The organism is Nordella sp. HKS 07 (assembly GCF_011046735.1).
Taxonomy (GTDB): Bacteria; Pseudomonadota; Alphaproteobacteria; order Rhizobiales; family Aestuariivirgaceae; genus Taklimakanibacter.
In genome coordinates, this window is record NZ_CP049258.1 from 3977941 (window position 1) to 4004811 (window position 26871).

Genomic DNA, 26871 nt, shown 5'->3' on the forward strand with positions numbered 1-26871 from the left:
CATGGTCGGTTTCATTTTCGGCGGCAACACGGGCATTCACAGCCCGGATGAGCTGGAGCAGCGCCGCGCCCTGGCGCGCCAGGCCATGGCGCAGTCAGCTGGCCGGGTCCCCCAGAATGTCTGGGAGGGCCTGAACTCGATTGCGGAAGCGATCGGGCAACGCGTCGAGCGCAATCGCCTCGACCAGGCGGAGGCGACCGGGCGCGGCGCGGCCACGGACCGCTTCAACGCGCTCTTTGGGCCGAAGGACGCAGCCCCGTTAGGCACCCCGGGAGTCTCTGGGACTGCGGAGGTCGTGTCGCGGACCGATGGCGCGCCTAACCTCCCGCCTGCCGGTGATGCTCAGCCCGCCGGCTCTGCTCAGACAGGAGGGGCCACCCTCAACGAACTGTTCCAGGTCTATGCCGATCCCTGGACATCGCCGGAGCAGAAGAGCGTCCTTCTGATGCACATCGAACGGGAGATGCGGGCAGCCAATCCTGAGCGCCGGCCATAGCTAAAACGAAACGCCGTATAGGCGCTTACTTCCGTTTGGATTCGCCGGAGAAGAGTTGCGTCAAGCCCGCGGCCAGTCGTTGCAGAATATTCGCCGGAACCTGATAGGCGGTCACCACGCCGTCCTTGGTTTCGAGGCTGAGGATCGGATCCCGATAGCCCTTCGCACCACCGACGCTCAAGGTTTTGACATCGGCGATCTCGCTGTAGAAGTCCGTGTTCGTACCAGCCTTCTGCAGCTTCTCATGCGCTTCGCGGGTTCTGGCGGTCAGGATGCGGATCAGATGGCCGCTCAAAGACAAAGGTAAATTGAGGGTCGCCAGGCCCGAATCGGCGGTCTCGAAGGTGATGGAAATCATCTTGCCGTCCATGGCAACCCTTGCCTCGCCAATGCCATTGGGCTCGAAAGCGGTCATAATACGTCTCTTCTCGAATGTTTCGACTATACACGCTGGGCAGCTTTCACTGCCTTGTCCAAGGTCAGTCTATAGGGGCTCCGGCCTCCCCGCGTCAAAGACTTCAACTGTCATTGTCTTTGCCGAGCCAACTTGGTCCCAGGCCGCGCTCAGCACATCCAGGCGCCATGTCAACCTTCTCCGGAAGTCCGGCTACAAGAGGTCGTCCATGCCCGGGAACGGATCCGGCATCTATCGTCCGCCCGCCGGCATATCCGCCGCGCCGAGCGGCCTCATTGTCGGCGTCACCAAGTGGAAACTGATCCTGCGGGTGTTCGAATGACCACGACAAAGCTCAACTATGCGATCGCTTTCGCCGCGATCATCAGTCCCGCATGGCTCGACATCCTCAAGGAGGTTTCCCAGATAGCCGCCGCGCTGATGCCGTTCTTCGGCATTGCGCTCGTCATCATGCAGATGATCAAGCTCGGGCGAGATAAAAAGTAATCCCCGACAACACGGCCTCGCTATCTGCTAGCGAGGGCGCCGGTGGGCGCTCGCCATAGAACCATCTCCCCTGCTCGCAAGGCATTAGGTCGACCCGACGTCGACAGGCGTTTGTCGAGGGGGCATCGGCGCCAATTTTTCTTCACTGCGAAAATGTGGCCGTCGCCAGTTTCAAACGAAATGATACCAGGAGGTAAATGACATGCCAAGAAAGATGGATCCGTTGCTCGACAGCTTTGGCACGCTCGCACCATACACGCCGACCCTCAGGGAGCGCCTCGCGGAGGCTCTGCGCGCCGCGTTCGGTGAGGAGAAGGCCCACGACCTGGGCATGCTGTGGGACAACTCGCCGCTAAGCGCCGCCACCGAGGTTTACGATGCCGGGCGCATGGCCGCTAGCGGCAATCTCAAAGGCGCGACGATGACGGCCGCACTTGCTTTGGTCCCCGGCAGGAAGGTCGTCAAAGAGGCTGCGGAGAAAACCGTGAAGACGGCCGAGAAGCTTGGCGAATTCTTCGATTACAGCCGCCTTGGTGAGTTGTCAAAGCAGCCACAGCATGGACTTCTTCGCTATGTGCCACCTCGGGGCGTTCCGCAACGCACCATCGACCTGAGAGCGAATCCGGACGTCAGAAGAGGGATGCTCGAAACGATCGATCGCGGCCTGAGTATGGGCGGCGCGAACTGGTACAATACCGAACCTCTGCTAGAGAAATTTGTTGAGATCTTAGGGAGGCGCCGAGGCTACGAAGCGTTCCGCAAATTCATAGGATATGTCGCCGCGGCATCACCAAAGGCGCGGGTCGCAGAGAGCGTCCGCAATGGGTCGTATTATTACATGCGAGACGTCAGCGGCAAAGGATTGCCCATTGTCGGCGAGACGAACCCCCAACCCTATGGAAACCCGTTTCAGCGACGGCACCAGATGAACGCGCATCGGGTGGCGGCGGGAGGCCTGAACCCACTTACTCATCCAAAGACTGCGTCGTTCTTGGAGAACCTCTCCGGCAACCCGACGCCTGTAACTATCGACATGCACGCTTTCAAGCTACCCGCCATTCTTGCTCAGGATCCCCGCTATTTGGTCACAGCGTATAAAACCGGCATCAAGGGCGCCCCCCGACTTAACGTCAGACAGGCAGTCGAAAGCGGCCAAATGCAGATGTCCGGGTTGCGTCCGGCACACTGGCAGGCCATTCCGAGGAAAACCGAATATGGCGCTCTGGAAGACTACTACACCGGCTTGGGGCGTGAGTTGGGCATGCCGCCGTCGCAGACGCAAGCCTCTGCATGGATCGGCGGCGGTTCGCTTACCGGAGTGGCCAGTGACGGGCTCAAGCCATTCGTCGAGATCGTCCAGGACAGAGTGAACAAGACCGCAAAGGCCTATGGCGTCCCACCGGACCAGATCTGGCGCGATTTTATTCGCGGCAAGATCAGCCTCATCGCTCTGGGCGGAGGTGCAGCGCTGACAATGGGAACGGCCAATCAGTCTCAACCGACGACGGCAGGTCGAGAGTAATCAAGGGGACCTTTAGCGGGGCCAGCAGAACCCGAACAATGCGGAAAACGCCAATGCCCTCTGCCCCTAGCGCGGCCAGCTGATTTGTTGCCGATTGAGCGGTTTCGTCGTCGGCGTCGATGGCACCAAGTGGAAACTGATCCTGCGGGTGTTCGAATGACCACGACGAAGCTCAACTATGCGATCGCTTCCCCGCGATCATCAGTCCCGCATGGCTCGACATCCTCAAGGAGGTTTCCCAGATAGCCGCCGCGCTGATGCCGTTCTTCGGCATTGCGCTCGTCATCATGCAGATGATCAAGCTCGGGCGCAGAGACAAGCCGTAAGGCGAACCGGCCCACTCGGTTCCTGCCGCTCGAATCTTAGCAGTCTGAATATTCCACCACAGAAGGAGCATTGTCATGAGAGCCTTCCATTGGCTTGTCGCGGTCGGCTGCGCGCTCGGCCTGTTGCTACCCGCAACCGAAGCCCGCTTCGTTCGGGCGCAGGAAATCTGGGATCTGACGAAGATGGCCGAGCAGATTGACCAGACCAATGTTGTCGTCGGAGCCGACGGTGACGGCTTCTGCTCGGGCACGATCATCTCGAAACAGCTCCGTCTCGTGCTCACCGCCTCCCATTGCGTGACGGATCGCGTCACCCGTGAGACACAGGAATTCGTGGATCCGGTGACCGGCGAGGTCACGAAGAAGACGATCGAGAAGAAACTCGACCTCGAGATCTGGCAGAATGTCACCCGGGATTATCAGGTGATTTCATCTCGCCGTTACGTTGCGAAGATCGTCGGCAACGATAGCCAGAACGATGTCGCGCTGCTCCAGATTCTCGATCTCGAATTCAAGGCCCAGATGGAAGCACCGCTGGCGCCGGATAGCCATCGGCTCATGCGCGGTCAGACCATCTACGTGGTCGGGAACCCGGGCGTCGTGCTCGACAACTCTGTTACGAAAGGCATCGTTTCCTCGACCGAGCGGACGCTTAACATCGGCGGCAAACTGCTCAAGGTCTTCCAGATCGATGCCGCCTCAATCGGCGGCAATTCGGGTGGATCGGTGCTGAACGAACGAGGAGAGCTCGTCGGAACGCTTGATGCGGGGTTGCGCGGGTCGGGCATCAACTTCGCTGTGCCGATCTCGGCGACGAAGGCCCTGCTACGCCGGAGTGGATTCGCCGGCCTGGCATTTTCCCAGGTAAAGAAGCACGACCGCATCGCGCCGGAGACGCGCTGATGCGGCGCCGCTCGACAGACTATATCGTGCTGCACTGTTCGGCCACGCCGCCCACCGCCGATATCGGCGTCCTGGAAATCCGCCGCTGGCACAAAGCCAAGGGGTGGAGCGACATCGGATATCATTTCGTTATCCGTCGAAACGGAGATATCGAGGAGGGGCGGCCGGCTGGTGACATCGGCAGCCACGTCAAGAACCAAAATGCCATTTCCGTAGGCCTGTGTCTCATTGGCGGAGTCGACACCAGGCAAAGGCCAAGGAACAATTTCACCGACGAACAATGGTCTGCGCTTCGGCGGCTTCTGGCTGAACTTCAGTCGCGTTATCCGCATAGTCTGGTCATCGGCCATCGCGATTTTCCTGATGTCGCCAAAGCATGCCCGTGTTTTGACGCGATCGCGTGGGCGGGGAAAAATGGATTCCGCGCCGCGCCGCGGTTTCGCCCCGTCTCGGCCTCCGTGCTGCGTGCCATCCGGCGCGAGACCGAGGACGGCGATGAGGCCGACGAGACGGAAGCAATCGCTAAAACTGGTCCGGGGAAATGGCTGACGGCGATAGCAGGATCCGGCGGCGTCGGTTCTTTGGCCGGCGTCGGCTATGGCATGGACTGGCTCAGTCTCCTCATCTTCATGCTGGGTCTCACCACCGCCACTTGCGGTGTTCTCCTCGCCATTGGGCATGAGCGACGGGAGAAGCTCTGGGACAGGCTGTTCGGATGATGACGCTTCTCGCCCGCTTGGGGCTGGGTGGCATCGGGCTCAAGAGCCTGGCCGCCCTCATCCTCATCCTATCAGGATTGCTCTTGGCGGCAGGTCTTGCGGCCAAGCTCTATGTTGCCGGTCTCCATGCCGAGCGGATCAAGTCGCTCGAGGCGACGATCGCTCGGATCAAAGAGGAACTCGTCGCAAATGAGACCGTAATCCGCCAGGCCGAGATCGAAGCTCGCGCCGCGGAAGCTGAGGAACGCAAGCTAAAGGAACTCATCGATGCGCTTCAGGACGTCAGGTCATGTCCTCTTACTCGCGAGCATGTTGACGGCCTGCGTCGGATCGACCAGGCCCCCTGACATGAGAGTGCCGCTTCCAGATCCCCCGACGAGACTGCAAATGCGTTGCGACTTTCCGAATGTCGTGGTCGGCCAGGATGCGGTCATGGCTCTTTATCAAAGCCGGGCCGCGCTCAAGACATGCGAGGGCAAGCGTCGCGACTGGCAGAAGTTTTACCGCTACCTGCGTGAAAAGAGATAGGGCATGCCGAAGAAACTTATACTCACCGAGCGCAATCTAGGTCGCGAACGTGCCGCGGGACAGGCATTTCCCGAAGATGGGCTGATCGAGATCGATCCGCGACTCGCACCGCGCCAGTGGCTCTCGACGCTGGTTCATGAGGCGGTGCATATGGCCTTTCCGGATGCCGACGAGAAATCGGTCGCCAAGGCTGAAAGGACCATAACCCGCATTCTTTGGCGAGCAGGTCTGCGGCGCATCCATCAATGAGCAAGAGCGCGAACCGGGCGAAATATCCACGCGCTAAAGCGTGGTGGCTTTAGGACGAGTCGCCATCACGTTTTATCATTTTATTTGCGCATGATCCTTTCGGAAAACCGCTTCGCACTTTTCCGGATCATGCTCTAGAAGCCGAGCCAATTCACGATGCGAGTTCCGAGTGGCATATCCTCTTTGGTCCAGACGACGGTATTTTCGTCAGGCTTCAGGCTCGTAATCTTGCTTTCAGACGCCGTTGAATCTGGCTTCGCCTTCGCTTTCGACGCCGTGGCCTTCGGTGTTTTTGTTTTGGCGGTAACCTTGGGGAGGGGCGTCTTGGCAGGCTTCGCCTTTACCACCTTCTTGAGGACCGGCTTAGTCTTGGACTTGGCGAGGGGCTTGTTCTCGATCTTTTGGTCCAGTATTTCGACCTGCGGTGGCGGAGCGGCCGCAGCTACCGGCACGGCCTCGCGGTCGGGCTGCGAAGGCGGAACAGCCGCAGCTGTTGACTCGGGTTGGCGCTCGGGCTGCGCAGGCGGATCGGCCGCAGCTACTGGTTTGACTGTGTGGCTCGGCCGCGAAGGCGGAACAGCCGCAGCTATGGGTTCGACTTGGCTTTCCGCTCGTTTGGGTTCGAACCACGGAACATCGGCCGAACCGCGCTCAACGACAGTCGTCTTGTCTGGAGGGACCAAAAGAGGCTGCTTAGGGGCGACGACCGCCTGATTCTCGGGGCAGCGGTAAACGGTCGTGGCGGCGATGCCCGACTCTATCGAGGGACTCACACATTCGCTATGGGCAGCTGTTATCAAGCCGAAAAGGCCGAAACCCACCGCCGCGGAGGATAGCCATAGATGCCTTGCGGGCCTGTCAAGTTTCACAGTGTCGAGCCCTCTGCCAGGGAATTCTCGCTGCTCGTCAGTAGGCGGAAGAATATAATCTTACTAAAACAACGAGAAACTCAAATAAACATCAATCACGGATGCCTCTTTCCATTGGCGCTGTGGCGAAACTTTGGCGCGCAGGCTTGATGTTCCACTGAATATCTGACAAGCAGTCTAACTGATTCGGGCGGCGGAGATGAGGCAAAACGCGCCGTCATGGCCTTTGGCTGAGGTCGGTGTTGGAGATGTCGGCCGGTCGTAAAGTGTTCCCGCATCCCAACAATTCGCTATAACGATCTGGCGCGCTGGGAAAAAACGCATGAAACTGAGATGACGGAACTGGCATGATCGACGCCCTTCAGGGCGAGGCGATAGGGGCATTCGAAGACGGGAAGGAAGAATCCCCTGATGCATGGGAGCAGATTGAATAACCGGATTGTTGGTGACCCCGGCACGATTTGAACGCGCAACCCTCAGATTCGAAGTCTGATGCTCTATCCAATTGAGCTACGGGGCCCCGACCATTGATCTAATCCGCTCACCTGCTTCCCGCAATGCGGGAGGAACAGGATCAGAATTCTTTTTCAGTTTAATTGATTGATTGGTCGATTAATTATGTGACCGATCACCCGGGGGGGCCGGTTCAGGTATCTTTCCGTCGGTCCTTGAACTGGTCCAAGGCGGCATCGTGGGCGTTGTCGTCGTAGAAGCGGCTGCTGTGGAAGACGGCAGCCATCAATCCGACGCCCAGAGCATAAGAAAGCGTCACGCCCAGAATGAGGGCGATCACCCCGCCTGTGCTCAATCCTGTGAACCCACCGAAGAAATAGGTCCCGAGAACTGTAAAAACGGCGAGCAACACTGTGCCGGCCGCGACCTTCGGGAAATCCAATTGCCCTCTTTCGCGAGCAAGTTGCCGGGAAGGGGAATCGGGAGGCTCCGAGATCTTTGTTGTCGCCATGATGGGTAAACCCGTTGCGTGTCCGTTCTTCAGTAAAATGAGTCACGCACGCTTTGGAATCAAGGTGGCGCGACATTCGCCCGCATCGCGGATTTCGACGCTCTCGACATTTTACGAACAATCACTTCACCGTCAATTTCCGGAGGGAAGTCCGCGCACCACGGAGGTTTGTTACATTTTGCGACATCTCTCCCATTGACGGGGCATGCGCGCTCAAGCAAGCAGGCTGGACGTTGGACGGGGCTTTCGGGAAAAAGCAGGATCCATGTTCGGTTTATGGAAGCGGTATTTGCCGCGTGCGCTCAAGCAACGCGCAATGGTCTACTGGTACGACACTGTGGCGAGGATGAATACAGGTGACGACCTGCTCTTTCTCAATCATGGCTATTCCGGGCCTGAGCCGGGGTCGCGCATCGTCGACATGCCGCCCGATCTCGAACCTCATCGTTATGCCATTCAGCTCTATGATCTCCTTGCCAGGCTGAGAAACTGGCACGACAAGGATGGTCTCGAGATCAGCTGCGGTCTTGGCGGCGGCATGATGTATGTGGAACGCAGCTACCGGCCGCGTACGATGACTGGTCTCGATATTTCGGCGGCGTCGATCGCAGCCTGCCGGCGGCGTTTTGGCGGATCGTCCTTGCGCTTCGAAATCGGTGACGCCCAGGCCATGCCCTTCGCCGATCAAAGCTTCGATATCGTGATCAACGTCGAATCCTCGCTCAACTACCCGAATTTCTCGGCCTTCCTGCGCGAAGTGGATCGCGTGCTCAAGCCGGGGGGATCGTTTCTGTTTGCCGACTATCGCCGCAGCGACAAGGTCGCGAAGCTCCGCCGGTCGTTGATCGAGATGGCCTACGACATCGAGGTCATCGAGGACATCACTCCCGGTATCGTGCGCGGTCTGGAGTTTGGTTTCGAGCGCAAGCGCAATTTGATCGATCGCCATGTTGCCTTGCCGCTGCGCGGCATTGTGCGCGGTTTTGCCGGACTGTCGGACGGGCGCGATGAGGAGCGCGAGCAGTTCCAGACCGGCGTTAAGAGCTACCTGATGGCCGTCTTGTCCAAGCCTAAAGGCGCTGCCCCGGTCGGTTCGGCGTTATCGCTGGGCGCTCGTTCGCCCGCGGAAATTCAGGTGGCTGCCGCTCCGACTTGAGAGGTAATATCAGCCCCCTTGTCATCGGGGTACCATGATCGAATTCGATCCGGTCGATATGCTTGCGAAACCGCTGCTGGCCTATCTTGCCACCGGCAGCCCGGAGGGGCCGCGTTCTTCTCCAGTCTGGTTTCTATGGGAGAACGGTACTCTGTGGCTAATCGGAAACGAGGAGGACAGCTTCCCGAAGCGGCTTCGAGCCGAGCCGCGTTGCGCGGTCAGTGTCGTCGACTTCGATGTGGCGCGCGGCATCCTTCGTCATGTTGGAATCAGAGGCCGTGCCGAAGTTCTCCCCATGGATCATGCCAGACTGTCGGCTGCTGGCGCGCTATCTGGGGCCTGACCCTGACAAATGGAATCCCTGGTTCAAGATCAATGTCGTGGAACCACTCGATCTGATGATACGGATCGTACCCGAGAGCACGGTCGCGAGGGATATGTCCTATTTCAGGACGGGTCCTGATCTCGCCAGCTGAGGGGCCTCACCGCATTTCTGGAAAATCGTGCTGGGGATCGCCTGTTAACTCCTGGTCAAAAATTGCGGAGGATAATGCCGTCAGGAACTGATGCGCGCCGCCTTGGCGTCCTTTGACCACTTGTCGCGGGGGTTGACGATGGGGTTTCTGAAAACACTCTTCGGCACAAAAATGCCGTCACCCGTTCCGGCATCCGTAGTGAACGCCGGTGTGGCGGCTCCGCCATCGCCCGGCACAGCCATCATCGCACCGGGCTTCGTCGCCTGCAGAGATCGACGCTTTTTTGAGATACTCGAAAGCTATCAGGCCCGTTTGCGCCCACTTCACGACCACGTGACATGGGATGTTGAGGAAGAGAAGCGCCTGAAGGCATTGCGCGTGGAAGCCTACCAGCTGCGCAATGCCACCGGTTTCCAGCCGCATGACGTCTTTCATCTCTGGCCATATCGCGCCGTTGATCCTGATCACGTGATCAAGAGTGTGACGCTCAAGGTCGACCTGCCAGGACCATTGCCAGACTATTCGCAAATCCTCCATGTCACGGTCGTCTCCGACCGTGCGATGAAAGTGATTGCCGGCCTCGAGAAGGGGCGCCACGCATTTTACCCCCTGGATGTCGTTTCGGCTGATGGCGCGGTCTGCCATCGCTACCACTTCATGCAGTTCCTGGAGCATACCGATTGCACGGTTCCCGAGCTTGGCGGCTTTCGCAAGGGCATGCGCCAGGACGGCTCGACCTATTGGGTGCGGTCCTCTGGAGACGACAAGGTGTTCCTTGACATGGAGCGGGTCGGAACGCGTCACTTCTTCCATGACAGACGGGCCAAGTCCGGCTGTTTCATATCGGCCGAGCTCATGATGAAGCTGGGCGAGTTCCTGCCGCGCGGACTCTATCTGGCTGAGGTAGGAGCGGTGCGCAAGCAAGTTTGAGCGGCCCGTTTCTTGGCGGTCAAAGCGCGCTGGCCTTGTCGGCGAGCTCTTCGATCCGTTGTGGTGTGATGATCTCCGACAGCGTCTGGTCGGCCTCCCGCCAGGCCGGCATCGCTTCTTCCAGCCTGAGGGCACCTCGCTCCGTAAGCCACACGGCGCGGCGCCTGAGATCCGCCTCGACGGCGGCAATCTCGATCAGTCCGGCTTTCTCGAGTATGCGCAGATTGCGCGACAAGGTGGATTGATCGAGGCCCGAACGCTCGGCAAGTGCGCCGATCGTATCGTCCGCCGCACTGGCGATATGAGTGAGAAGGCCGAACTGCGCCAGGCTCAGGCCCGTCTCGGCCAGTTTCCTGTCGAGGAAGCGTGTGATCTGGCGCGCCGCCAGCCTGATATTCAGCCCGGCACAGTGTCTGGCGACCCAGCGGGCATCGCTGATTAGTGTCTTCTTGGGGGCTTGTCTGTGCTTCCTCATAGTTATATGTATATACATTAAATGTATATACATGGAAAATGAAAATTTGATCGCGAGCTCTATCCTCGACCGCATAGGCGACACGCCCATGCTGGAACTGCGGCGCATTGCGCCGCCCGGATGCGCGCGTTTGCTGATTAAGCTCGAAGGCCAGAATCCGACGTCCAGCATGAAGGATCGCATGGCCTTGGCGATGATCGAAGCAGGGGAACGTTCTGGGCGTCTGGGGCCGCAGGGACGCGTCGTCGAATATACCGGCGGCAGCACGGGAGTCTCCCTTGCCCTTGTTTGTGCCGCTAAAGGCTATGAACTCAGCATCGTGACTTCCGATGCCTTCAGTATCGAGAAGCGCCGCCACATGGCCGCCCTTGGTGCCGAATTGACTCTCGTTCCGAGCCATGGTGGCGGCATGGACGCGGCGTTGACCCGGAACATGATTGCGGCCGCCCGCCAGATTACTGAGCGGACCGGAGGCTTCTGGACGGATCAGCTCAACAATGAAGACCAACTGAAGGCCTACCACCTCATGGCCGATGAAATTCTCGAACAGACCGGAGCCCGCATTGACGCATTCGTACAGGCGACCGGGACGGCGGCTTCGTTGCGCGGGATCGCCGAGGGATTTCGTCGCCGCCAGAAGAGCGTCCGGATCGTAGCGGTCGAACCGAAGGAGTCCGCCGTTCTCTCGGGAGGCAGGAGCGGTGTTCATAGAATAGAGGGAGTTGGCGCAGGCTTCGTCGTCCCCCTGTGGCGTCCGGATCTGGTGGACGAGATCTTTCAGGTCACGACTGAGGATGCCATGGCCATGTCGCGCCGCCTTGCGCACAGGGAAGCGCTATTCGCCGGCACGTCGACCGGCGCCAATCTTTTGGCGGCCATCGATATCGGTATGCGTTTGGGACGCAATGCGACAGTGGCGACCGTCATGTGCGATTCAGGCATCAAATATCTGAGCACTGCGCTTTATGGCGAAAGCTCAAACTCAAATGTAAACGGGCCGGCATAAGCCGGCCCGTCGCTTGCAGGACCTTCGGTGAGGGCGCATAGGCCGAAGGTCTTGCGTGCCTGAAAGGTGTAATGCGTATGTCCTTGTCTGGAACTGCGGCGCCGAATATCACAGATTCGCGCGAGAGTCAGAGAAGCGCGCGGCTGCGATGGCGCTTTGTGGCGAGTTGTTGCAATTGTGTTACATTTCGACTCTGGCCTTGGGGCGGAATGAAATGACATATGGACCGATGCGAAATTGCTGTGCGCCGAGGCACGGATATTCAGAAGATATTGAGGCGCCCGGTTATGGATCGACAGCTAACATAGGCATTGTGGCCATGGGCGCGAGACTGTGCCGTAGCCGTCGTTGTTCTTGATCGCAGGCCAATAGCCAAAGACGCCGACATAATTGGCATAGACGCCGCTGAAAATCATGTGGTGGTCATAGCCGCCCTTTAGCGTTTCCACCGCGGCTTGCTGACTTCCTGGTTGCCCGTCGCGCCACCCACGATCCACTCCTTCCGTCCTCCCGACCCGTCGCCGGGGCATTCACATTGGCAATGATACAACAGGAGTTACGCATGCCGAGAAACGGTTCAGGCGTCTACGGCTCGCCGGCTGGCACCGCCGCTGTGCCCAATACGACCATCGAAAGCGCCGATTACAACGCCGTCGTGGCCGATATGGCCCAGGCATTGACCGATAGCGTCAATGTCCAGGGCACGGCGCCTTTCCAGGCCAACCAGCCGATGGGCGGGAACAAGCTGACCGGCCTGGGCGCCGGCTCCGCCGCCAGCGACAGCGCAAATCTGGGGCAGGTGCAGTCCACCATCGTGGCACATGCGGCCTCTGTCGGCGGTACGGCCGATGCCATCACGGCGACATTCGCGCCGGCGTTCACGGCCTGGACGGCCAAGATCCGATTCCGCTTCACGGCAGCGGCGGCGAACACGGTAGGGGCGCCAACCATCAATATCGACGGCCTCGGCGCAAAGATAATCAAGAAGCAGACGGGCGCCACTTTGGCACCCGGAGAAATCTCCGGCGCCGGCCACATCTGCGACTGCGTCTACAGCGGGACAGACGTCATCTTGCTCAATCCTTGGGTAACGACTTTTGTCGACAAGGTGACTTTCTCAAAGCCCGTCATAACTTCGATGACGACGCTGGCCGACGCCGCGACGATCGCCTGGGATATGAATTCGGCACCGAATGATGTCCGGATCGTCCTCAGCGCCTCGCGCAATCTAGGCCTGCCGACCAATATCAATACCGGTCAGAGGGGCCAGTTGGTGATCCAACAGGATGGGACCGGGGGATGGGGCCTGACGCCCAATGCCGTCTTCGATTTCTCAGGCGGCCAAACAGTTCTTGATCTCGACAAGACCGCCAACGCGCAGACAGTCTTCGCCTATTCGGTGATTGAGGATGACGCAGGGGCGAAGAAGATCCAATTGGAGCGCGCATATGCGACTGGTTGGGACTCGATCGGGTTCTTCAAGGAGTTCGACGCCGGCCTGGCGGGCAGCACCCTTATCCGTACCGTCACCCATGGCCTCGGCCGCTATCCGTCACAGATCATGCCGGTGATGCAATGCTTGTCGGCCGAGGGAGGCTACTCGGTTGGCGATCGCATCTACACCCTGGGGAGCGGCGGCGTTGATACTAACGACGGTAACGGCAATGGATACGGCCATTGCTGCGGAGCCTCGACAACGGAAGCATGGATTCTTGTCGGCCTCGTGGTCGTCAAGTGGAAGACATCTCCGAGCAGCAATTTTAATCCGGGTGCGAACTGGCGGATGTTCCTGCGGGTGTACGCATGACAACTGAGCAGCAATCCAGGGAGAAATGATCCGCTCAGCCCGGCTTGCGGGGTCGGATGGGCTTTGGATCGATCAGGTTTAGCCGGACCTAGGCCCTCTCCTTGGGAAACCAGGGGGCGGGCTTTGCGTGTTTTGGGCATCAGCGCGGCCTGGACCCTTCCTTGCGTCTCCGCCGGGTGCGGCTGGCACTGGCCCGTCAGCACGCGCGGGCAAATAAAGGGAATTTCCCCCTCTGTTCCCGCCAAGTCAGAACAAAGCCTAATGAAATCAATGGGATTTGAAAATTGGTCGGAGTGAGAGGATTCGAACCTCCGACCCCCTGCTCCCGAAGCAGGTGCGCTACCAGACTGCGCTACACTCCGACATTTGAATTTCCAGGGCTTTTGCCGCTTTGAGGCCTCCCGGTCAAGCCCTCGAATGTAACCGGCATCCACATTTTCCGAACATGCACCAATTCGCTTCCGGAAAATGGCAGTCTCAAGCCCTGCAACGTTTACGCCCATAGGCGGCACCTTCAGCGGTCGATCCGGAGGTCGCGCGGTCCTGGCCAAGGGTGGGTTTTCACAATCAAATTTGGAAAACTGAAATGCCGTCATTGCGGCGGGGCGGGCAAGTCAGTATATGGTCCCCCGCCAGCCGATGGGGCGTAGCCAAGTGGTAAGGCAGCGGATTTTGATTCCGCCATTCCCAGGTTCGAATCCTGGCGCCCCAGCCAATCCTCGATGGTCTATTCCGGAGACATAGGTCCCAAGAAGGAAATCACGGTCCAGCGGCGAGCTCTTCCTTAAGCGTTCTCAGGATGTCACCGATTTCACGTTTCAGACGATTATTCTTGGCAGCCCGAGCCGTGGCAGCGCGGATATCGTCCAGGGCAGCCGACTGTTTCCGGAACTGGGCCTCCAGCCCTGCCTCCGCGATAGATTGATCCTCCACGTTTGTGGCGGTGGGGAGAGATGTCGGGACGAGCGGCTGAACAGGCGGCGTGAAGTTCTCCACGAGATTATCGATTCCCTGCGCCGACAGATTCTTGGGATCCGCGAAATTGACAAACACCGCGAAGGAACTGCTCTGCGCCCTGGCGCGCTCCATTGCGATCTCGCCCATGTCGAGCCATTTAAAGCCGGCCTCCAGGACAAGCTTCTTCAGCAGTTCTCTGTCCCCCTGCGGATTGGGCGCCCGCTCGCCGGCATACCCCCTGTAACGGGTGAGCTCAGGCACGATATTGTAGAGCGTCGGCAGATAGACCAGCGTGACTTTGGTGATCGACTCCTTCTGGACCAACTCGCGGATCGCAGCCACGGCTTCGTTCGCCGAGCCGAATCTCTCGGTGGGCGCGAAATCGTCTTCGGAAAAGAAATAGACGATCTCGTCGACCTGCCCCCGGTATCGCGACGTTGCCTCCGTCAGATTGCAGAGAATTTGCTGGGCTGATGCGTCTGGTATCCCCAGATTGACATATTGGCGCGCGAGGTCTCTGGCCTGCAGCCTGGAGGGGAGGGTGCGCGCATCATCCACCAAGGTGCCGAAGGCGGCCGAATCGCCGGTCACGAGCACCTTTCTGGGGCTGTCCAAGATCGGCAGTGTGGTGCGCTCGCCCCGCGCATTGGTGGTAAGACTGTGTGCCGCCCCGCCATAGTCCTGAAAGAACGTCGCCAGCTCGGCGGGCAGCTTGGCGTCGCGCGGGTGATGGATGGCGATGGGAGCCAGGGGCTCGAACAGGTTGGCGCGCAGAAAGAAAACGGTCTCATTGAGATTGGCCCGCGGTGTCTCGCACTCCGCAACGCGCTCGGTCAGCCGTGAATGATCCGTCCGCGTTTCCGGGTAGGGAGAGTTGAGCAGCCCGATACTTGCATCGACGAGCTTGGGGATCAGCGGCGCGATCTGCGACTCGTCGGTGACGACACCGGGAACCACGACTGGTGTCTGATCATAATAGGCCAACAACCTGTCCCAACCGGTCGACATCTGGCTGACGCCGGCCGACATGATCCTCTCCCACGAAAGTATGGTCACCAGGATCAAAGCCGCACCTATCGCGATCAGCAGGCTGCGGAGCATCAGAAGCCTCCCATGCTTGTGGCGGTTCAACACTCTACGATAGTGAATGCGTCGCATTTCCAAAACCGATCATGGTCGCCGCCGTGACTTTTGCGGATATTGAACCCGGCTTTCAATGACTTTCTGCTGGGCCTGGAGTCGGCATCCAAGGCTATCCATATCCGGCGGAATGCTGCTATGAGGTCCGCTGGTGGTTTGCGCTCAACTGGAGGGTGGTGATGACCTCGCAAAGCGTTTCTAGGTTACCTCGGCCCCTTCCATGACGCCTGGGATCTCCCATCGCATCATCGCCACGGCGCTCGCCCCCTTCGCCTTGGGCTATCTGCTCTCCTATCTCCTGCGCGCGGTGAATGCGGTCGTGGCGCCGGATCTCGTCGCCGACTTCACGCTGACGCCGGCCCAACTCGGCCTCCTGACCTCCGCTTATCTCCTCTCATTTGCATTGTTTCAGCTTCCGCTCGGCATTCTCTTTGATCGCTATGGTCCACGACGCGTTCAGGCCGCTCTGCTGACGCTCGCCGCCGGGGGATGCGTGCTCTTCGCGCTGGCGCCGGGTTTCATCACGCTCTTTCTCGCCCGCGCCGTCATCGGTCTTGGCTTTGCAGGCGGTCTCATGTCAGGCTTCAAGGCGACCTCGCTGTGAGTTCCGCCGGAGCGGCAGGCGCTTGCCAATGCCTGCATCATGTCGACGGGTGCGGTGGGGATTCTCGCGGCGACCGAGCCCACCGAATATCTGTTACGGATGGTCGGCTGGCGCGGCGCGTTCCTCCTATTTGCGGGCCTTGTTCTCGCCGTCGCCTGCCTCATTTTCGCGGCCGTGCCGCGCCGCGACGGCGCGCGCGTGTCGGCAAGTTTCGCCGATCAGATCGGGCAATTGCTGCGCCTGCTGAAGTTGCCGCTCTACTGGCGCATGGCGCCGCTTCTGGGGCTCACCGCCGGCGTGCAGATCGGCATACAGACATTGTGGGCGGGACCGTGGTTTCGCGATGTCCTCGGGCTTGGGCGCGACGAGGTGGCGCGACATCTTCTGTGGCTGGCGGTGGCGTTCATGGCCGGCATCCTGTCGAGCGGACTTGCCGTCGACCGGCTGGGGCGGCGTGGTGTCAGCCCCCTTGCCGTCATGCTCGTCTATCTTCTCCTCTATCTCGTCGCCCAGGCCGTCATTGTCCTGCGCCTGACCGATATCAGCTTCCTCGCGTGGCTGACTTTGGCGGCAACAGGACAGGCGGGCGTTGTCGCCTTTCCTTGGTTCGCCGCGCGTGTCGGCCACGAACTGGCCGGCCGGTCCAACGCCTCGCTCAATGTCGCCATGTTCGTGGCGGCTTTCCTTGCCCAGGGCATCATCGGCGTGATCATTGGCCTGTTTGCGCCGGTGGCGACCGGCTATGCGCCGGAAGCCTACAGCTGGGCCTTCGGTTTCTTCCTGGTTTTGCAGATACTGGCGCTTGCCTGGTATTTGAGACCCTTGCCATCCACGGAGATTGCCTATGGCCAGCCCTAACCCCGTCATCGCTGAAGTGACCCGCGGCGGCATCGTTGAAAGCCGGCATACCGGCGCCTTTGTGGTGGTGGACAAGGACGGTCGACTCGTCGCATCGGCCGGCGATATCGATCGCGCAATCTTCCCGCGTTCGGCGATAAAGGCCTTTCAATGCCTGCCCGTGATCGAGAGCGGTGCTGCCGACCGTTTCGGCTTTACCGAAGAGGATATCGCGCTGGCCTGCTCGTCGCACAATGGCGAGGCCTCTCACGTCAGGGTGGCTGGCGGCATGCTGGCCAAGGCAGGCATGACCGAGGCGCAATATGAATGTGGCGCGCATTGGCCTTATGAACTGAGCACCCAGCACGACATGCTGCGCCGCGACGAGGAGCCCCGAGCTATCCATAACAACTGCTCCGGTAAGCATGCCGGCATGCTGGCGCTCGCCCGCCACCTGAATGCGCCGACAGAAGGCTACACTCGGATCGATCACCCGGTTCAACGTGCAGTCGCGAAGGTGATGAGCGAGTTCTGCGATATCACTGTCGACGCCCAGCCGCATGGCATCGACGGCTGTTCGGTGCCCACCTGGGCCGTACCTTTGCGTAATCTGGCGCTCGGCTTTGCGCGCTTCGGGTCGGCGACCGGCTTGGGAGAGGCGCGCGACGCCGCTTGCCGGCGCATCGTCGCGGCGGTTCGTGCTCATCCTTTCATGGTGGCGGGCTCGAACCGCTTCTGCACGAGGCTCATGGAAGAAGTGCCGCGTGCTTTCGTGAAGACAGGGGCGGAGGGCGTCTTCTGCGGCGCCGTCCCGCATGCCGGCCTGGGACTGGCGCTGAAGTGCGATGACGGTGCCCATCGCGCTTCGGAAACAGCAATGGCGGCGCTCATGGCATCACTGCCGGTTTGGAACGAGGCGGAACGCCGGGCGCTCGCGAGCTTCGCTGCGACGGACCTCAGCAATTGGCGCAAGGTCCATGTGGGCGACGTTCATGCCGCGATCGGTGGCGCCAGCTAGAGTATCCGTTTTGGTCAAGCAGGCTTAGAGGTCCATTTTCGGTTGGCTTTGAGCAGAGCGTTGGCGAGGACGATGAGTTTCCGCATGAGCGCGGTTAGGGCGACTTTTGGTGGTTTCCCGGCGGTTAGTAGTTGTTGGTATTTGGCGCTGAGATCGGGATTGAAGCGGCTTGCGACGAGGGCCGGCATGTAGAGGGCCTGACGGAGATTGGCGCGTCCGCCGCGAATGGAGGCGCGGCCGCGCCACGTGCCGGATTGGCGTGTGATGGGGGCGAGGCCTGCAAGGGCGGCAGCTTCTGTGGCTTCGAGCCGACCGAGTTCGGGCATGTCAATAATCAGGAGGAAGGCGGTGATATCCGAGACCCCCGGGATTGAGGTGAGAATGGCGAAGCTGCGCGCCAGATCAGGGTCGGCCTTGATGCGGTGCATGATTTCAGCTTCGATGGCCTCCATCTGCCGCTCGATCTGCGTGAGGCGCTCGCCATTGTGGCGCTTGAGCAAAGGCATGGAAAGGCTCTTGGCTCTATTCTTCGCGGCGGTCCTGTCCTTCACCAAGGCCGTTCGGGCCATGTGGAGATCCTTAAGTTCGTGGAGCAGCGGGCTGCGCGCCAGGCGCGGTGCGATCGCCAGCAGCGATCCCATTGTGGCCAACATAGCGGCGTCCAGCCGGTCAGTTTTGGCGAGCTGGCCGGCGCCCTCGAAGAAGCGGCGCGCCTGGCGCGGATTGACCTTCACGAGCGGCAGATCAGCCGCCGCCAGAGCCTGTTCCAACTTGCGGTGATAGGGGCCGGTCGGCTCATAGACGATGCGCACGGCATCACAGCCGATCCAGGCGATGAGGGCTTTGTGACCGCTCCTGTCGTTGACGAAACGGCGGCTTTTGCCGTCGATCAACCGGTGAGCGTCGAGATGGTCTTTCGAGATGTCGATGCCGATGGTATGGTCTGTCATCTTTTCCGTGCCTCTGCTTGTCATGCGCAGCTTCACTGCGCGTATCCGTTCAGGCCAATGGAAAAGACGAGGGCCGATCAAACTTTAACTCGACCCGTCGAACGGTCTGCGTGATGACGATCCGACCCTCGCCGCTGAGGAGGGAGCGTTACCTCCCTCCCAGCGGTTCCTTTGTCGCCCATCGGGCACAGAAAGTCATAAGACAAGCGTGATGGCTTTGGACGAGTCGCCATCACGCTTTATCTTCTTATTTGCGCATGATCTTTCCGGAAAATCGCTTCGCATGGTCGGGTCCAGCCCGACCACAAGCTTTCCGGATCATGCTCTAGCTTACACTGTTGCCGCTGACCGTCAGGTGTGCCGGCACCGTTGCCTTGGTGTCGGCGAGCTCACCCGTCGCTTCGTCGAGATAGTTCATGCCGATAATGGCTTTGGCTGATTGCGCGATCATGTTCCCCGTGATGCTGATGGGGCCGGCGCCAGCGCTAACCGAAGGCGCGATTGCGATGGGGCATTGGCGCAGGAGATTCCCGCTCACCATGATATTGCGGGCATAGGCGCCCCAGCCCGCGGAAATGCCGATATCGGCGGCGTTTTCTATGATGTTGCCGGTAACGATCGTGTCGGCCTCGGCGCCGATGGCCGTGCCCCTTTTCTGGGGGTTCGATCCGCCGCCGGTGATTTCGCGCACAATATTGTTGGCGCAGACCGCCAGCCTGCCGCCTTCGTTGAAATTGGTGATCGAGATCCCGGCCGCCGCGGTCTCGACGATATTGCCCGAGACTACGGCGCCGTCGAAGGCAAATTCCACATAGATCGCCGTTTCGCTGAGACGCGAGCAGGCGTTGTTGACGATCTGGGAGTTGCGTCCGGAATTGTTCCGGATGGCGCTATAGGCGCAGTCGCTCACGCGGTTATGGCTCACCAGAACATTGCCGGCGCGGAACACGACGATGCCATTTCCATTCTGGCCGGTGCCGCCATCGTCGACGCGAACCCGCTCAATCCGGTTGCCGGCAACGATCGTGCCGTCCGGCCGCTGCTCGCTGGTCCATACCTGAATGCCATTATTGCCGATGTCGAGGACATGATTGGCGCCGATCTCGAGCCCGACAGAATCGAGCGCGAAGACGCCTGTCTTGCCGATCTCCGCGATCCGGTTGCCTGTGACACGTCCGGCGCACTGGCCGAGTCTGATCGCGCTACCGGCAAAATCGCGGAAATCGCAATTGGATATCATCAAGCTTGCGCAGTTGTGAACTGTGACAAGAGCGCCGTCCTCACCGAGGGACTTGTCCGCTCCCGCGAAGCTCAATCCGTCGAGCGTCGCCATACCCGTCTCGAGAAGAAAAATGCCGGCGCTATTCGGTGTCACGAGCTGTGTCTGGCCGCGAATGCCCTGGAGGACGACAGGACGATCGATACGAATGGCGGAGACCTCATACCGCCCGCCTGAAAGCAGCAATGCCATCCCACGCTCGCCCGCTTTGGTGATGGCCTTCTGCAGCGCAGCTGATTGATCGCCTTTGACATTGGGCTTGAGACCCAGATCTGTCGCCGAAATAAGGCCCGTGGCGGCGGCTGCCGATGCGGAACCGGCCGCGATCGTCCCCGCGGTTAGCGCCGGTGCTGCAGATATGAAGAAACGACGTGAGAAATCCATTTTGGCACAAATCCCTGCCTGATTACGCAAGCTCCATACCATCTTCCGGGAATGCGGGTCGTTTCGAAAGCGTATTCGGTCCATGGCGCTATGCGGGAGGTTTCCCATGAGAACGCGCATGGTTCTGACAGCGATATTGGCTTTGACGGTGGTCGCAGGACCGCTCTTCGCAATGGGCGGAGGCGGCAGCAGTAGCGGCGGCGGTGGCGGCAGCAATAGCGGCGGCGCGAGCAGCGGCGGCAGCAGCAGTAGTGGCGGAAGCAGCAAAGGCGGCGGCAAGGCCGAGCAGATTCTCAAAAAATGTAAGAAGGGCGAGGTCCGCGACAAGCGGAACAATAAATGCGTCAAACTATCTTACGGGATTCTTCCCGATGAGGAACTCTATCAGCAAGGCGCTGAGTTGGCGCAGGCAGGGGAGTATGAGTGGGCTCTGAGCGCATTGGGCGCGATCAGGAACCAGGATGATCCGCATGTCCTGAACTACACCGGATACAGCCTGCGCAAATCAGGTCGGCTGGACGAGGCGATCAAGCATTACCGAAAGGCGTTGGCTATCAATCCCAATTTCGTGCTTGCCCGCGAATATCTCGGCGAAGGCTACGTGGCCGCCGGCCGCATCGATCTGGCGATGGTCGAATTGAAAGAGATCGCCAATCGCTGCGGCACGACTTGCGAGGAGTACCAGGAACTCTCCGAGCACATAGAGCAAGGCACGAGGTAAATCCGCGTCGCGGCGCTATTCCGCCGCTCTCTGCGCGTAGCCGAGCCGTTCATTGAGCCGATTGAGCAGCTTCTGCGCCGCCTCCGGGATAACTGTGCCGGGCGGGAATACGGCCGCGGCGCCGGCTTCCAGCAGAGCCGCTACATCCTCTGGCGGGATAACGCCGCCGACGACAATCATGATGTCGGGACGCCCGAGAGCCTCGAGTGCCGCCTTGAGCAGGGGCACATGGGTGAGATGCCCGGCGGTGAGAGACGAGACGCCGACGACATGCACATCGCTCTTGACCGCGAGGTCGGCGATTTCTTCCGGTGTCGAGAACAGCGCGCCAACCTTGACGTCGAAGCCCATGTCGCCGAAGGCGGACGCGATCACCTTCTGGCCGCGGTCGTGGCCGTCCTGGCCGATCTTGGCAACGAGGATTCGTGGCGGCCGTCCATCAGCCTCGCGGAACGCCTCGACCGAACGGCGGGCGGATTCCAGTTTCTGATTGTTCTTGGCGGCCGCTCCATAAATACCCTTCACGGCACGGCTTTCGGCGGCGTGCCGGCTCCACGCCTTTTCGAGCGCGAACGAGATCTCGCCGACCGTCGCCTTGGCGCGCGCCGCATCGACCGCGGAGGCGAGAAGATTGCCTTCACCGCTCCTGGCGACGAGACTCAACTTATCGAGGGTGGCCTGGCAGGCGCGCTCGTCGCGCTCGGCCCTGAGGCGGGTGAGCTTCTCGATCTGCCGGGCCCTGACCGCCGAATTGTCGACCTTGAGGATGTCGATCTCGGCGTCGGTGCCGTGAATATATTTGTTGACGCCGACGACCGTCTGCTCACCCGTGTCGATGCGCGCCTGGGTGCGGGTCGCCGCCTCTTCGATGCGCAATTTCGGGATGCCGGCTTCGATGGCCTTCGCCATGCCCCCCATGGCCTCGACTTCCTCGATATGGCGCCAAGCCTTGGCGGCGAGATCGCCGGTAAGACGTTCGACGAAGAAGCTGCCGCCCCACGGATCGATGACGCGGCAAGTTCCCGCTTCCTGTTGAAGGAAGAGCTGCGTGTTGCGCGCGATGCGGGCCGAAAAATCGGTGGGCAGCGCCAGCGCCTCGTCGAGCGAGTTGGTGTGCAGCGACTGCGTTCCGCCCTGGGTCGCAGCCATTGCTTCGATACCGGTGCGCACGACATTATTGAAGACGTCCTGGGCGGCAAGACTCCAGCCCGATGTCTGACAATGTGTGCGCAGCGACAGCGAGCGCTCGTCCTTTGGGTCGAATCGCTTGATGAGCTTGGCCCACAGCATGCGGGCGGCGCGCATCTTCGCCACTTCCATGAAGAAATTCATGCCGATCGCCCAGAAGAAGGACAGACGCGGCGCGAAGCGATCGATATCGAGGCCGGCGGCGATGCCGGCGCGTACATAGTCGAGCCCGTCGGCGAGCGTATAGGCGAGTTCCAGATCGGCCGTGGCACCCGCTTCCTGCATATGATAGCCGGAAATCGAGATGGAATTGAACTTCGGCATCTTTTCGCTGGTATAGGCGAAGATGTCGGAGACGATGCGCATCGACTGCTTGGGCGGATAGATATAGGTGTTCCGCACCATGAATTCCTTGAGGATGTCGTTCTGGATCGTGCCTGAGAGCTTCTCGGGCGCAACGCCTTGCTCCTCGCCCGCCACGATATAGAGCGCCATCACCGGCAGCACCGCACCGTTCATCGTCATCGACACGCTCATCTTGTCGAGCGGGATGCCGTCGAAAAGAGTGCGCATGTCATAGATGGAATCGATGGCGACACCTGCCATGCCGACATCGCCCGCCACGCGGGGATGATCGGAATCGTAGCCGCGATGGGTCGCGAGATCGAAGGCGATCGACAATCCCATTTGACCGGCCGCCAGATTGCGCCGGTAGAACGCATTGGAATCCTCCGCCGTGGAGAAGCCGGCATACTGCCGGATGGTCCAGGGCTGCGCCACATACATGGTGGGATAGGGGCCGCGCAGATAGGGAGCAATGCCGGGCCAGGTGTGAAGGAAATCGAGGCCCGCGACATCGGCCGCATCATAGGCCGATTTGATCGTAAGCCCTTCCGGCGTCTGCCAGCTGGAGGGCTTCGTGGCAGAAGACGACGCGGCGAAATCGATGTTGCTGAAATCCGGGATGCGACTCATGGGGCAGCTCCAGCCGTCTCGAAGGCTTCGGCGAAACGGATGGCGGCGAAGGGGCCTTTTGCCGTTTCCCGGCGGGGCAAGTCTTCGATCGACGGCGCCGCCTCGTTCGATGGCGGGTAGGCGGTGACGCCGATGATGGTTTCCGCTTTGCTTTCGATGCGGGCGAGCTGCTCCGCGCGCTTTGCCGCGATGAGCGCCGCGACCCGGCCGCTGGCGATGGCGGGGACGATGCCGCCTTGCTTCTCGATCTCCTGGAACAGGGCCCAGGCCTTGCCGCACAGGCTCGCCGTCAGGTGCGCGACATAGCCCGAGCCCGCCGCCGGATCGCTGACGCGCCAGAGCTGCGATTCCTCCTGCAGAATGGTCTGCGTGTTCCGCGCGATGCGGCGTGCGAATTCATCCGGAAGACCTTGCGCCAGCGAGAAGGGCAGCACGGTGATCCGATCGGCACCGCCCAGCGCGGCGGCGAACACGGCCGCTGTCGTGCGCAGGATATTCGTATGCGGATCACGCGCCGCCATCATCCGCCAGGAGGTTTCGGCCTGGACCATGATCGCGTCTGTTGCCAGCCCCGAAACGGAGAGGACGCGCGACCACAGCAGACGCGCGGCGCGGAATTTCGCCAGCGTGAGGAACATGTTCTGGCCGGCGGCCAGGCTGAGGGCCACGGCGCGTTTCAGATATCCATCTTCGAGGTGATCCAGCGCGCGCAGATAGGCTACTCCGCTCGCCAGCATGAAGGCAAGCTCCTGTGCGCTGCTGGCGCCCGCATCATGCCAGACGACGCCCGAGGCCTCGGCGAAGGGGCCGATTAGATGCATTTGGCGTAGCGCCGTTACCGATTGCCGCAGGGTGCTGGAATAATCCGCGTCGACCTTGCCCTGAACGGCGCCGCCGCCGATCGGGTCGATGCCGAAGCTCAATTTCAGTCGCTCCGGGTCGACTGGCTGGCCGGCGATCCACTGCGCCAGCGCCATCGCCGCCCCATCGCCATGCGGCCCCGCTTCGAGGCGGAGGTCAATCGCATCGATCCTGATGCCGTTCATGAGCCGTGCGATGCTCTTGCGTTCCGGCGCGGCGAGTCCGAATCCACGAGCGCCCGGCGCGTCGGCGAAGACGAGGTGAAGCCCGCTCGCGCCATGATTGAGATCGTCGAGCGCCTGCGCATTGGCCTTGGCTGCATCCGGATGATCGGCCCGCTGCATCACCGTCCAGGGGGTCTGCTCCGGACGGCGGACCTCGACCGCCGCGCCGCCTGAATAAATAGGCGCGATGGCGATGCCATCCAGGGTTCTGGAGAAGAGGCGCTTCTCGAAATCGGCGCCTTTCAGGACTGCATCGACGCGCCTGCGCCAGTCACCTTCGCTGGCCGCCGGAAACTCGGAGGCGAGCGACAATGACCCGGCGCTAGACATAACTGCCGAGACCCGGAATGGAGCCCGCCACCTGCTTGACCAGGTCTTCGCCCGCAATTTCCTTAGCGTAGCCGAGCGTCTCACTGCCGAGCTGCTTGATCTGCTCCATATTGAGGCCGGCGGCCTGCAATTTGGTGATCGCCGCCAATGGCCCGCCCATCAGACCACCGCCCAGCATGCCGAGCAGTCCGCCGCCGCGCGCGCCATCGCTTCCATATTTGCGGGCAAGCTCCTCAGCGCCTGGCAGCTTGGCGAACAATTCGCCCACCTTTTGTTGATTGCCTTGCGATTTGACCAGCGAAAGCATGATCCCCAGCGCCTTCTCGGCGCGTTGGGGATCGAGCCCCGTCTTGGTCACAATTCGGGCGATCAGCTCCTGCATGAGCGGCTCCGGTGTTTGAACTCGCCCGCTTTTTATAGCAGATTGGCGCGCATGCAAGGCGCTTGCTAGGGCGCTTCCTGCCAAAGTTCCTCGGCTTTGGCGAGGAGGACGCGCTCGAGATTAGATGTTATCGAGCCCTTTGCGCCTTTTGATCGAATCGAGGAATTCGATCAAAAGGGGCAAGGCTTTAGGGGAACTGAGCGACGATGGCTGACGATACGATCTTTCTGGGCAAGGCGGACAAGCGTGAGGAACTCTACCTCCCCATGGCCAATCGCCACGGCCTCGTGACCGGCGCCACCGGGACGGGCAAGACCGTCACGCTGCAGATCATGGCCGAGGGTTTTTGCAAGGCCGGTGTTCCGGTTTTTGCCGCCGACGTGAAAGGCGACCTGTCTGGCATCTCGCAAGAAGGCATGCCGCAGGATTTTCTCCTCGAGCGCGCCAAGAAGGTCGGTTTCGAGGACTATGGCTTTGCGGCGACGCCGACCATCTTCTGGGATCTGTTCGGCGAACAGGGACATCCTATCCGCACCACGGTCTCGGAAATGGGACCGTTGCTCCTGTCGCGCCTGATGGGCCTCTCGGAAGCGCAGGAAGGCGCCCTCAACATCGCCTTTAAGATCGCCGATGAGGAGGGCCTTGCGCTGCTCGATCTGAAGGATCTGCGCGCCCTTCTCGTCGACCTCGCCGATCGCGGCAAGGATCTGCGCACCGAATACGGTAATCTCAGCGCCATGACCATCGGCTCGATCCAGCGCCGCCTGGTGGTGATCGAGGAGCAGGGTGGCGACAAGTTCTTCGGCGAGCCGGCGCTCGACATCAAGGACTTAATGCGCACGACGCGCGATGGTCGTGGCTATATGAACATCCTCGCTGCCGACAGGCTGATGTCCTCGCCGCAGCTCTATGCCACTTTCCTGCTCTGGCTGCTTTCCGAGCTGTTGGAGGACCTTCCCGAAGTGGGCGATCCCGACCGTCCGAAGCTCGTCTTCTTCTTCGACGAGGCGCATCTGCTCTTCACCGACGCGCCTCCCGGTCTGTTGCAAAAGATCGAACAGACCGTGAAGCTCATTCGCTCGAAGGGGGTGGGCGTCTATTTCGTGACCCAGAATCCGCTGGACGTGCCGGAAAGCGTTCTGGCGCAGATGGGCAACCGCGTCCAGCATGCGCTGCGCGCTTACACGCCGCGCGAGCAGAAGGCGGTGAAAACGGCGGCCGATACCTTCCGCGCCAATCCGAAATTCAAGACCGACCAGGCCATCACCGAGCTCGGCAAAGGCGAGGCGCTGGTCTCTGTTCTCGATCTCAAGGGCGTGCCGACCATGGTCGAGCGCACCATGATTCGTCCGCCCGAGAGCCGCATGGGACCGATCACGCCACAGGAGCGCGACAAGCTCATCAAGTCATCGCCCGTGTATGGCCAGTATGATGAATCGATTGACCGTGAATCGGCCTATGAGAAGCTGACCCAGCGCGCCGGCGAGCGGGCCGAGGCGCAGAAGCAAGCGACGGCCGAGAAACAGGCGGCGCGCGAGGCGCGCGCGGCGCCACGGCCGCGCGAGAGCGCCACGGACCGTTTCGTCAAAAATGTCGCCGGCAGTGTCGGACGCCAGGTCGGAAACATGGTGGTGCGCTCACTGGTGCGTGGGATTCTCGGCAGCTTCTCGCGACGGTGAAAGCGCCCCGTATCG

Annotated in this window: 27 protein-coding genes, 3 tRNA genes and 1 pseudogene; 18 read left to right on the forward strand and 13 right to left on the reverse strand. The window is 60.7% G+C overall.

Going from position 1 to position 26871, the window contains the following annotated elements; translation table 11 throughout:
* Position 1 precedes the first annotated feature (1 nt).
* A complete protein-coding gene (locus tag G5V57_RS18745) occupies positions 2-496 on the forward strand; it encodes a hypothetical protein (protein ID WP_165169085.1) in 495 nt (164 codons plus the stop codon).
* A 25-nt stretch (positions 497-521) separates the two neighbouring features.
* On the opposite strand, the gene G5V57_RS18750 is transcribed toward G5V57_RS18745, so the two are convergent.
* Positions 522-911, reverse strand: coding sequence for a hypothetical protein (locus tag G5V57_RS18750; RefSeq protein ID WP_165169086.1), 390 nt, complete (start codon positions 909-911; stop codon positions 522-524).
* Between the two features lie 318 nt (positions 912-1229).
* Here G5V57_RS18750 and G5V57_RS18755 point away from each other — a divergent pair, with 318 nt between their 5' ends.
* The 7 genes from G5V57_RS18755 to G5V57_RS18785 all read left to right on the forward strand — a co-directional run bounded on the left by G5V57_RS18755 (position 1230) and on the right by G5V57_RS18785 (position 5644).
* Entirely contained in the window at positions 1230-1397 is a 168-nt protein-coding gene (locus G5V57_RS18755; protein WP_165169087.1) for a hypothetical protein, read from the forward strand.
* A gap of 202 nt (positions 1398-1599) precedes the next feature.
* Positions 1600-2919: a hypothetical protein gene (locus G5V57_RS18760; RefSeq protein ID WP_165169088.1), complete on the forward strand. Its 1320-nt coding sequence runs from the start codon at positions 1600-1602 to the stop codon at positions 2917-2919.
* Between the two features lie 401 nt (positions 2920-3320).
* A complete protein-coding gene (locus G5V57_RS18765) occupies positions 3321-4148 on the forward strand; it encodes a trypsin-like peptidase domain-containing protein (RefSeq protein ID WP_165169089.1) in 828 nt (275 codons plus the stop codon).
* The gene (locus G5V57_RS18770) at positions 4148-4867 is read left to right on the forward strand and encodes an N-acetylmuramoyl-L-alanine amidase (protein WP_165169090.1); all 720 of its coding nucleotides are present in this window, start codon (positions 4148-4150) and stop codon (positions 4865-4867) included. Before G5V57_RS18765 ends, G5V57_RS18770 begins: the two co-directional genes overlap by 1 nt.
* Positions 4864-5214 (forward strand): hypothetical protein, encoded by a 351-nt coding sequence (locus tag G5V57_RS18775; protein ID WP_165169091.1) that lies wholly within the window; start codon positions 4864-4866, stop codon positions 5212-5214. Before G5V57_RS18770 ends, G5V57_RS18775 begins: the two co-directional genes overlap by 4 nt.
* Positions 5215-5254: 40 nt before the next feature.
* Positions 5255-5395: a hypothetical protein gene (locus G5V57_RS18780; RefSeq protein ID WP_165169092.1), complete on the forward strand. Its 141-nt coding sequence runs from the start codon at positions 5255-5257 to the stop codon at positions 5393-5395.
* Positions 5396-5398: 3 nt separating this feature from the next.
* Entirely contained in the window at positions 5399-5644 is a 246-nt protein-coding gene (locus G5V57_RS18785) for a hypothetical protein (protein ID WP_165169093.1), read from the forward strand.
* Positions 5645-5778: 134 nt separating this feature from the next.
* On the opposite strand, the gene G5V57_RS18790 is transcribed toward G5V57_RS18785, so the two are convergent.
* The 3 genes from G5V57_RS18790 to G5V57_RS18800 form a co-directional block, all read right to left on the reverse strand.
* The gene (locus G5V57_RS18790; RefSeq protein ID WP_165169094.1) at positions 5779-6465 is read right to left on the reverse strand and encodes a hypothetical protein; all 687 of its coding nucleotides are present in this window, start codon (positions 6463-6465) and stop codon (positions 5779-5781) included.
* A gap of 491 nt (positions 6466-6956) precedes the next feature.
* Positions 6957-7033, reverse strand: a tRNA-Arg gene (locus G5V57_RS18795).
* Positions 7034-7159: 126 nt separating this feature from the next.
* The gene (locus tag G5V57_RS18800) at positions 7160-7408 is read right to left on the reverse strand and encodes a hypothetical protein (RefSeq protein ID WP_165165508.1); all 249 of its coding nucleotides are present in this window, start codon (positions 7406-7408) and stop codon (positions 7160-7162) included.
* Positions 7409-7682: 274 nt separating this feature from the next.
* Between G5V57_RS18800 and G5V57_RS18805 the strand changes: the two genes are divergently transcribed.
* The 3 genes from G5V57_RS18805 (at position 7683) to G5V57_RS18815 (ending at position 10039) form a co-directional block, all read left to right on the forward strand.
* Positions 7683-8633, forward strand: coding sequence for a class I SAM-dependent methyltransferase (locus tag G5V57_RS18805; protein ID WP_165169095.1), 951 nt, complete (start codon positions 7683-7685; stop codon positions 8631-8633).
* Between the two features lie 34 nt (positions 8634-8667).
* On the forward strand, positions 8668-8976 hold the full coding sequence (locus G5V57_RS18810; protein WP_246737288.1) for a pyridoxamine 5'-phosphate oxidase family protein: 309 nt from the start codon (positions 8668-8670) through the stop codon (positions 8974-8976).
* Between the two features lie 223 nt (positions 8977-9199).
* Positions 9200-10039, forward strand: a complete 840-nt coding sequence (locus G5V57_RS18815; protein WP_165169096.1) for an imm11 family protein — start codon at positions 9200-9202, stop codon at positions 10037-10039.
* A 19-nt stretch (positions 10040-10058) separates the two neighbouring features.
* Here the strand turns inward: G5V57_RS18815 and G5V57_RS18820 are convergent, their stop codons facing one another.
* A complete protein-coding gene (locus G5V57_RS18820; protein ID WP_165169097.1) occupies positions 10059-10514 on the reverse strand; it encodes a MarR family winged helix-turn-helix transcriptional regulator in 456 nt (151 codons plus the stop codon).
* A gap of 31 nt (positions 10515-10545) precedes the next feature.
* Here G5V57_RS18820 and G5V57_RS18825 point away from each other — a divergent pair, with 31 nt between their 5' ends.
* The gene (locus G5V57_RS18825) at positions 10546-11520 is read left to right on the forward strand and encodes a PLP-dependent cysteine synthase family protein (RefSeq protein WP_165174182.1); all 975 of its coding nucleotides are present in this window, start codon (positions 10546-10548) and stop codon (positions 11518-11520) included.
* A 299-nt stretch (positions 11521-11819) separates the two neighbouring features.
* Here G5V57_RS18825 and G5V57_RS18830 read toward each other — a convergent pair whose 3' ends face one another.
* Positions 11820-11969, reverse strand: coding sequence for a hypothetical protein (locus G5V57_RS18830; RefSeq protein WP_165169098.1), 150 nt, complete (start codon positions 11967-11969; stop codon positions 11820-11822).
* 113 nt (positions 11970-12082) lie between these two features.
* Here G5V57_RS18830 and G5V57_RS18835 point away from each other — a divergent pair, with 113 nt between their 5' ends.
* Positions 12083-13327: a hypothetical protein gene (locus G5V57_RS18835; protein WP_165169099.1), complete on the forward strand. Its 1245-nt coding sequence runs from the start codon at positions 12083-12085 to the stop codon at positions 13325-13327.
* 285 nt (positions 13328-13612) lie between these two features.
* On the opposite strand, the gene G5V57_RS18840 is transcribed toward G5V57_RS18835, so the two are convergent.
* Positions 13613-13689 (reverse strand) — tRNA-Pro (locus tag G5V57_RS18840).
* Positions 13690-13967: 278 nt separating this feature from the next.
* On the opposite strand from G5V57_RS18840, the gene G5V57_RS18845 reads away from it, so the two are divergent.
* Positions 13968-14042, forward strand: a tRNA-Gln gene (locus tag G5V57_RS18845).
* A 44-nt stretch (positions 14043-14086) separates the two neighbouring features.
* Here the strand turns inward: G5V57_RS18845 and G5V57_RS18850 are convergent.
* Complete coding sequence (locus tag G5V57_RS18850) at positions 14087-15313, reverse strand: hypothetical protein (protein ID WP_165169100.1); 1227 nt, start codon at positions 15311-15313, stop codon at positions 14087-14089.
* Positions 15314-15644: 331 nt separating this feature from the next.
* Here G5V57_RS18850 and G5V57_RS18860 point away from each other — a divergent pair.
* Positions 15645-16886 (forward strand): annotated as a pseudogene (locus tag G5V57_RS18860) (MFS transporter).
* Positions 16873-17883, forward strand: a complete 1011-nt coding sequence (locus G5V57_RS18865) for an asparaginase (protein ID WP_165169103.1) — start codon at positions 16873-16875, stop codon at positions 17881-17883. The pseudogene G5V57_RS18860 and the gene G5V57_RS18865 overlap by 14 nt, the downstream one beginning before the upstream one ends.
* A 14-nt stretch (positions 17884-17897) precedes the next feature.
* Here the strand turns inward: G5V57_RS18865 and G5V57_RS18870 are convergent, their stop codons facing one another.
* Positions 17898-18833 (reverse strand): transposase, encoded by a 936-nt coding sequence (locus G5V57_RS18870; RefSeq protein ID WP_165169104.1) that lies wholly within the window; start codon positions 18831-18833, stop codon positions 17898-17900.
* A gap of 325 nt (positions 18834-19158) precedes the next feature.
* Positions 19159-20496 carry a TIGR03808 family TAT-translocated repetitive protein gene (locus G5V57_RS18875; RefSeq protein WP_165169105.1) on the reverse strand — a complete coding sequence of 446 codons (1338 nt, stop codon included), beginning with the start codon at positions 20494-20496 and terminating at the stop codon, positions 19159-19161.
* 106 nt (positions 20497-20602) lie between these two features.
* Between G5V57_RS18875 and G5V57_RS18880 the strand changes: the two genes are divergently transcribed.
* A complete protein-coding gene (locus G5V57_RS18880; protein ID WP_165169106.1) occupies positions 20603-21217 on the forward strand; it encodes a M48 family metallopeptidase in 615 nt (204 codons plus the stop codon).
* Positions 21218-21232: 15 nt separating this feature from the next.
* Here G5V57_RS18880 and scpA read toward each other — a convergent pair whose 3' ends face one another.
* The 3 genes from scpA to G5V57_RS18895 are packed head-to-tail and all read right to left on the reverse strand — an operon-like array spanning position 21233 to position 25261.
* A complete protein-coding gene (scpA, locus tag G5V57_RS18885) occupies positions 21233-23380 on the reverse strand; it encodes a methylmalonyl-CoA mutase (protein ID WP_165169107.1) in 2148 nt (715 codons plus the stop codon).
* Positions 23377-24795: a methylmalonyl-CoA mutase family protein gene (locus G5V57_RS18890; RefSeq protein WP_165169108.1), complete on the reverse strand. Its 1419-nt coding sequence runs from the start codon at positions 24793-24795 to the stop codon at positions 23377-23379. The genes scpA and G5V57_RS18890 overlap by 4 nt, the downstream gene beginning before the upstream one ends.
* Positions 24788-25261 carry a DUF2780 domain-containing protein gene (locus G5V57_RS18895; RefSeq protein WP_371744549.1) on the reverse strand — a complete coding sequence of 158 codons (474 nt, stop codon included), beginning with the start codon at positions 25259-25261 and terminating at the stop codon, positions 24788-24790. The genes G5V57_RS18890 and G5V57_RS18895 overlap by 8 nt, the downstream gene beginning before the upstream one ends.
* A gap of 122 nt (positions 25262-25383) precedes the next feature.
* Between G5V57_RS18895 and G5V57_RS18900 the strand changes: the two genes are divergently transcribed.
* Positions 25384-26856 (forward strand): helicase HerA-like domain-containing protein, encoded by a 1473-nt coding sequence (locus tag G5V57_RS18900; protein ID WP_165169110.1) that lies wholly within the window; start codon positions 25384-25386, stop codon positions 26854-26856.
* Positions 26857-26871: the final 15 nt, after the last annotated feature.

What these genes read in the sequence shown, in the direction of transcription:
- G5V57_RS18745 (WP_165169085.1), top strand. Translation starts at nt 2, where the DNA reads ATGGTCGGTTTCATTTTCGGCGGCAACACGGGCATTCACAGCCCGGAT.
- G5V57_RS18750 (WP_165169086.1), bottom strand. Translation starts at nt 911, where the DNA reads ATGACCGCTTTCGAGCCCAATGGCATTGGCGAGGCAAGGGTTGCCATG.
- G5V57_RS18755 (WP_165169087.1), top strand. Translation starts at nt 1,230, where the DNA reads ATGACCACGACAAAGCTCAACTATGCGATCGCTTTCGCCGCGATCATC.
- G5V57_RS18760 (WP_165169088.1), top strand. Translation starts at nt 1,600, where the DNA reads ATGCCAAGAAAGATGGATCCGTTGCTCGACAGCTTTGGCACGCTCGCA.
- G5V57_RS18765 (WP_165169089.1), top strand. Translation starts at nt 3,321, where the DNA reads ATGAGAGCCTTCCATTGGCTTGTCGCGGTCGGCTGCGCGCTCGGCCTG.
- G5V57_RS18770 (WP_165169090.1), top strand. Translation starts at nt 4,148, where the DNA reads ATGCGGCGCCGCTCGACAGACTATATCGTGCTGCACTGTTCGGCCACG.
- G5V57_RS18775 (WP_165169091.1), top strand. Translation starts at nt 4,864, where the DNA reads ATGATGACGCTTCTCGCCCGCTTGGGGCTGGGTGGCATCGGGCTCAAG.
- G5V57_RS18780 (WP_165169092.1), top strand. Translation starts at nt 5,255, where the DNA reads ATGCGTTGCGACTTTCCGAATGTCGTGGTCGGCCAGGATGCGGTCATG.
- G5V57_RS18785 (WP_165169093.1), top strand. Translation starts at nt 5,399, where the DNA reads ATGCCGAAGAAACTTATACTCACCGAGCGCAATCTAGGTCGCGAACGT.
- G5V57_RS18805 (WP_165169095.1), top strand. Translation starts at nt 7,683, where the DNA reads ATGCGCGCTCAAGCAAGCAGGCTGGACGTTGGACGGGGCTTTCGGGAA.
- G5V57_RS18810 (WP_246737288.1), top strand. Translation starts at nt 8,668, where the DNA reads ATGATCGAATTCGATCCGGTCGATATGCTTGCGAAACCGCTGCTGGCC.
- G5V57_RS18815 (WP_165169096.1), top strand. Translation starts at nt 9,200, where the DNA reads ATGCGCGCCGCCTTGGCGTCCTTTGACCACTTGTCGCGGGGGTTGACG.
- G5V57_RS18820 (WP_165169097.1), bottom strand. Translation starts at nt 10,514, where the DNA reads ATGAGGAAGCACAGACAAGCCCCCAAGAAGACACTAATCAGCGATGCC.
- G5V57_RS18825 (WP_165174182.1), top strand. Translation starts at nt 10,546, where the DNA reads ATGGAAAATGAAAATTTGATCGCGAGCTCTATCCTCGACCGCATAGGC.
- G5V57_RS18835 (WP_165169099.1), top strand. Translation starts at nt 12,083, where the DNA reads ATGCCGAGAAACGGTTCAGGCGTCTACGGCTCGCCGGCTGGCACCGCC.
- G5V57_RS18850 (WP_165169100.1), bottom strand. Translation starts at nt 15,313, where the DNA reads ATGTCGGCCGGCGTCAGCCAGATGTCGACCGGTTGGGACAGGTTGTTG.
- G5V57_RS18865 (WP_165169103.1), top strand. Translation starts at nt 16,873, where the DNA reads ATGGCCAGCCCTAACCCCGTCATCGCTGAAGTGACCCGCGGCGGCATC.
- G5V57_RS18870 (WP_165169104.1), bottom strand. Translation starts at nt 18,833, where the DNA reads ATGACAGACCATACCATCGGCATCGACATCTCGAAAGACCATCTCGAC.
- G5V57_RS18875 (WP_165169105.1), bottom strand. Translation starts at nt 20,496, where the DNA reads ATGGATTTCTCACGTCGTTTCTTCATATCTGCAGCACCGGCGCTAACC.
- G5V57_RS18880 (WP_165169106.1), top strand. Translation starts at nt 20,603, where the DNA reads ATGAGAACGCGCATGGTTCTGACAGCGATATTGGCTTTGACGGTGGTC.
- scpA (WP_165169107.1), bottom strand. Translation starts at nt 23,380, where the DNA reads ATGAGTCGCATCCCGGATTTCAGCAACATCGATTTCGCCGCGTCGTCT.
- G5V57_RS18890 (WP_165169108.1), bottom strand. Translation starts at nt 24,795, where the DNA reads ATGTCTAGCGCCGGGTCATTGTCGCTCGCCTCCGAGTTTCCGGCGGCC.
- G5V57_RS18900 (WP_165169110.1), top strand. Translation starts at nt 25,384, where the DNA reads ATGGCTGACGATACGATCTTTCTGGGCAAGGCGGACAAGCGTGAGGAA.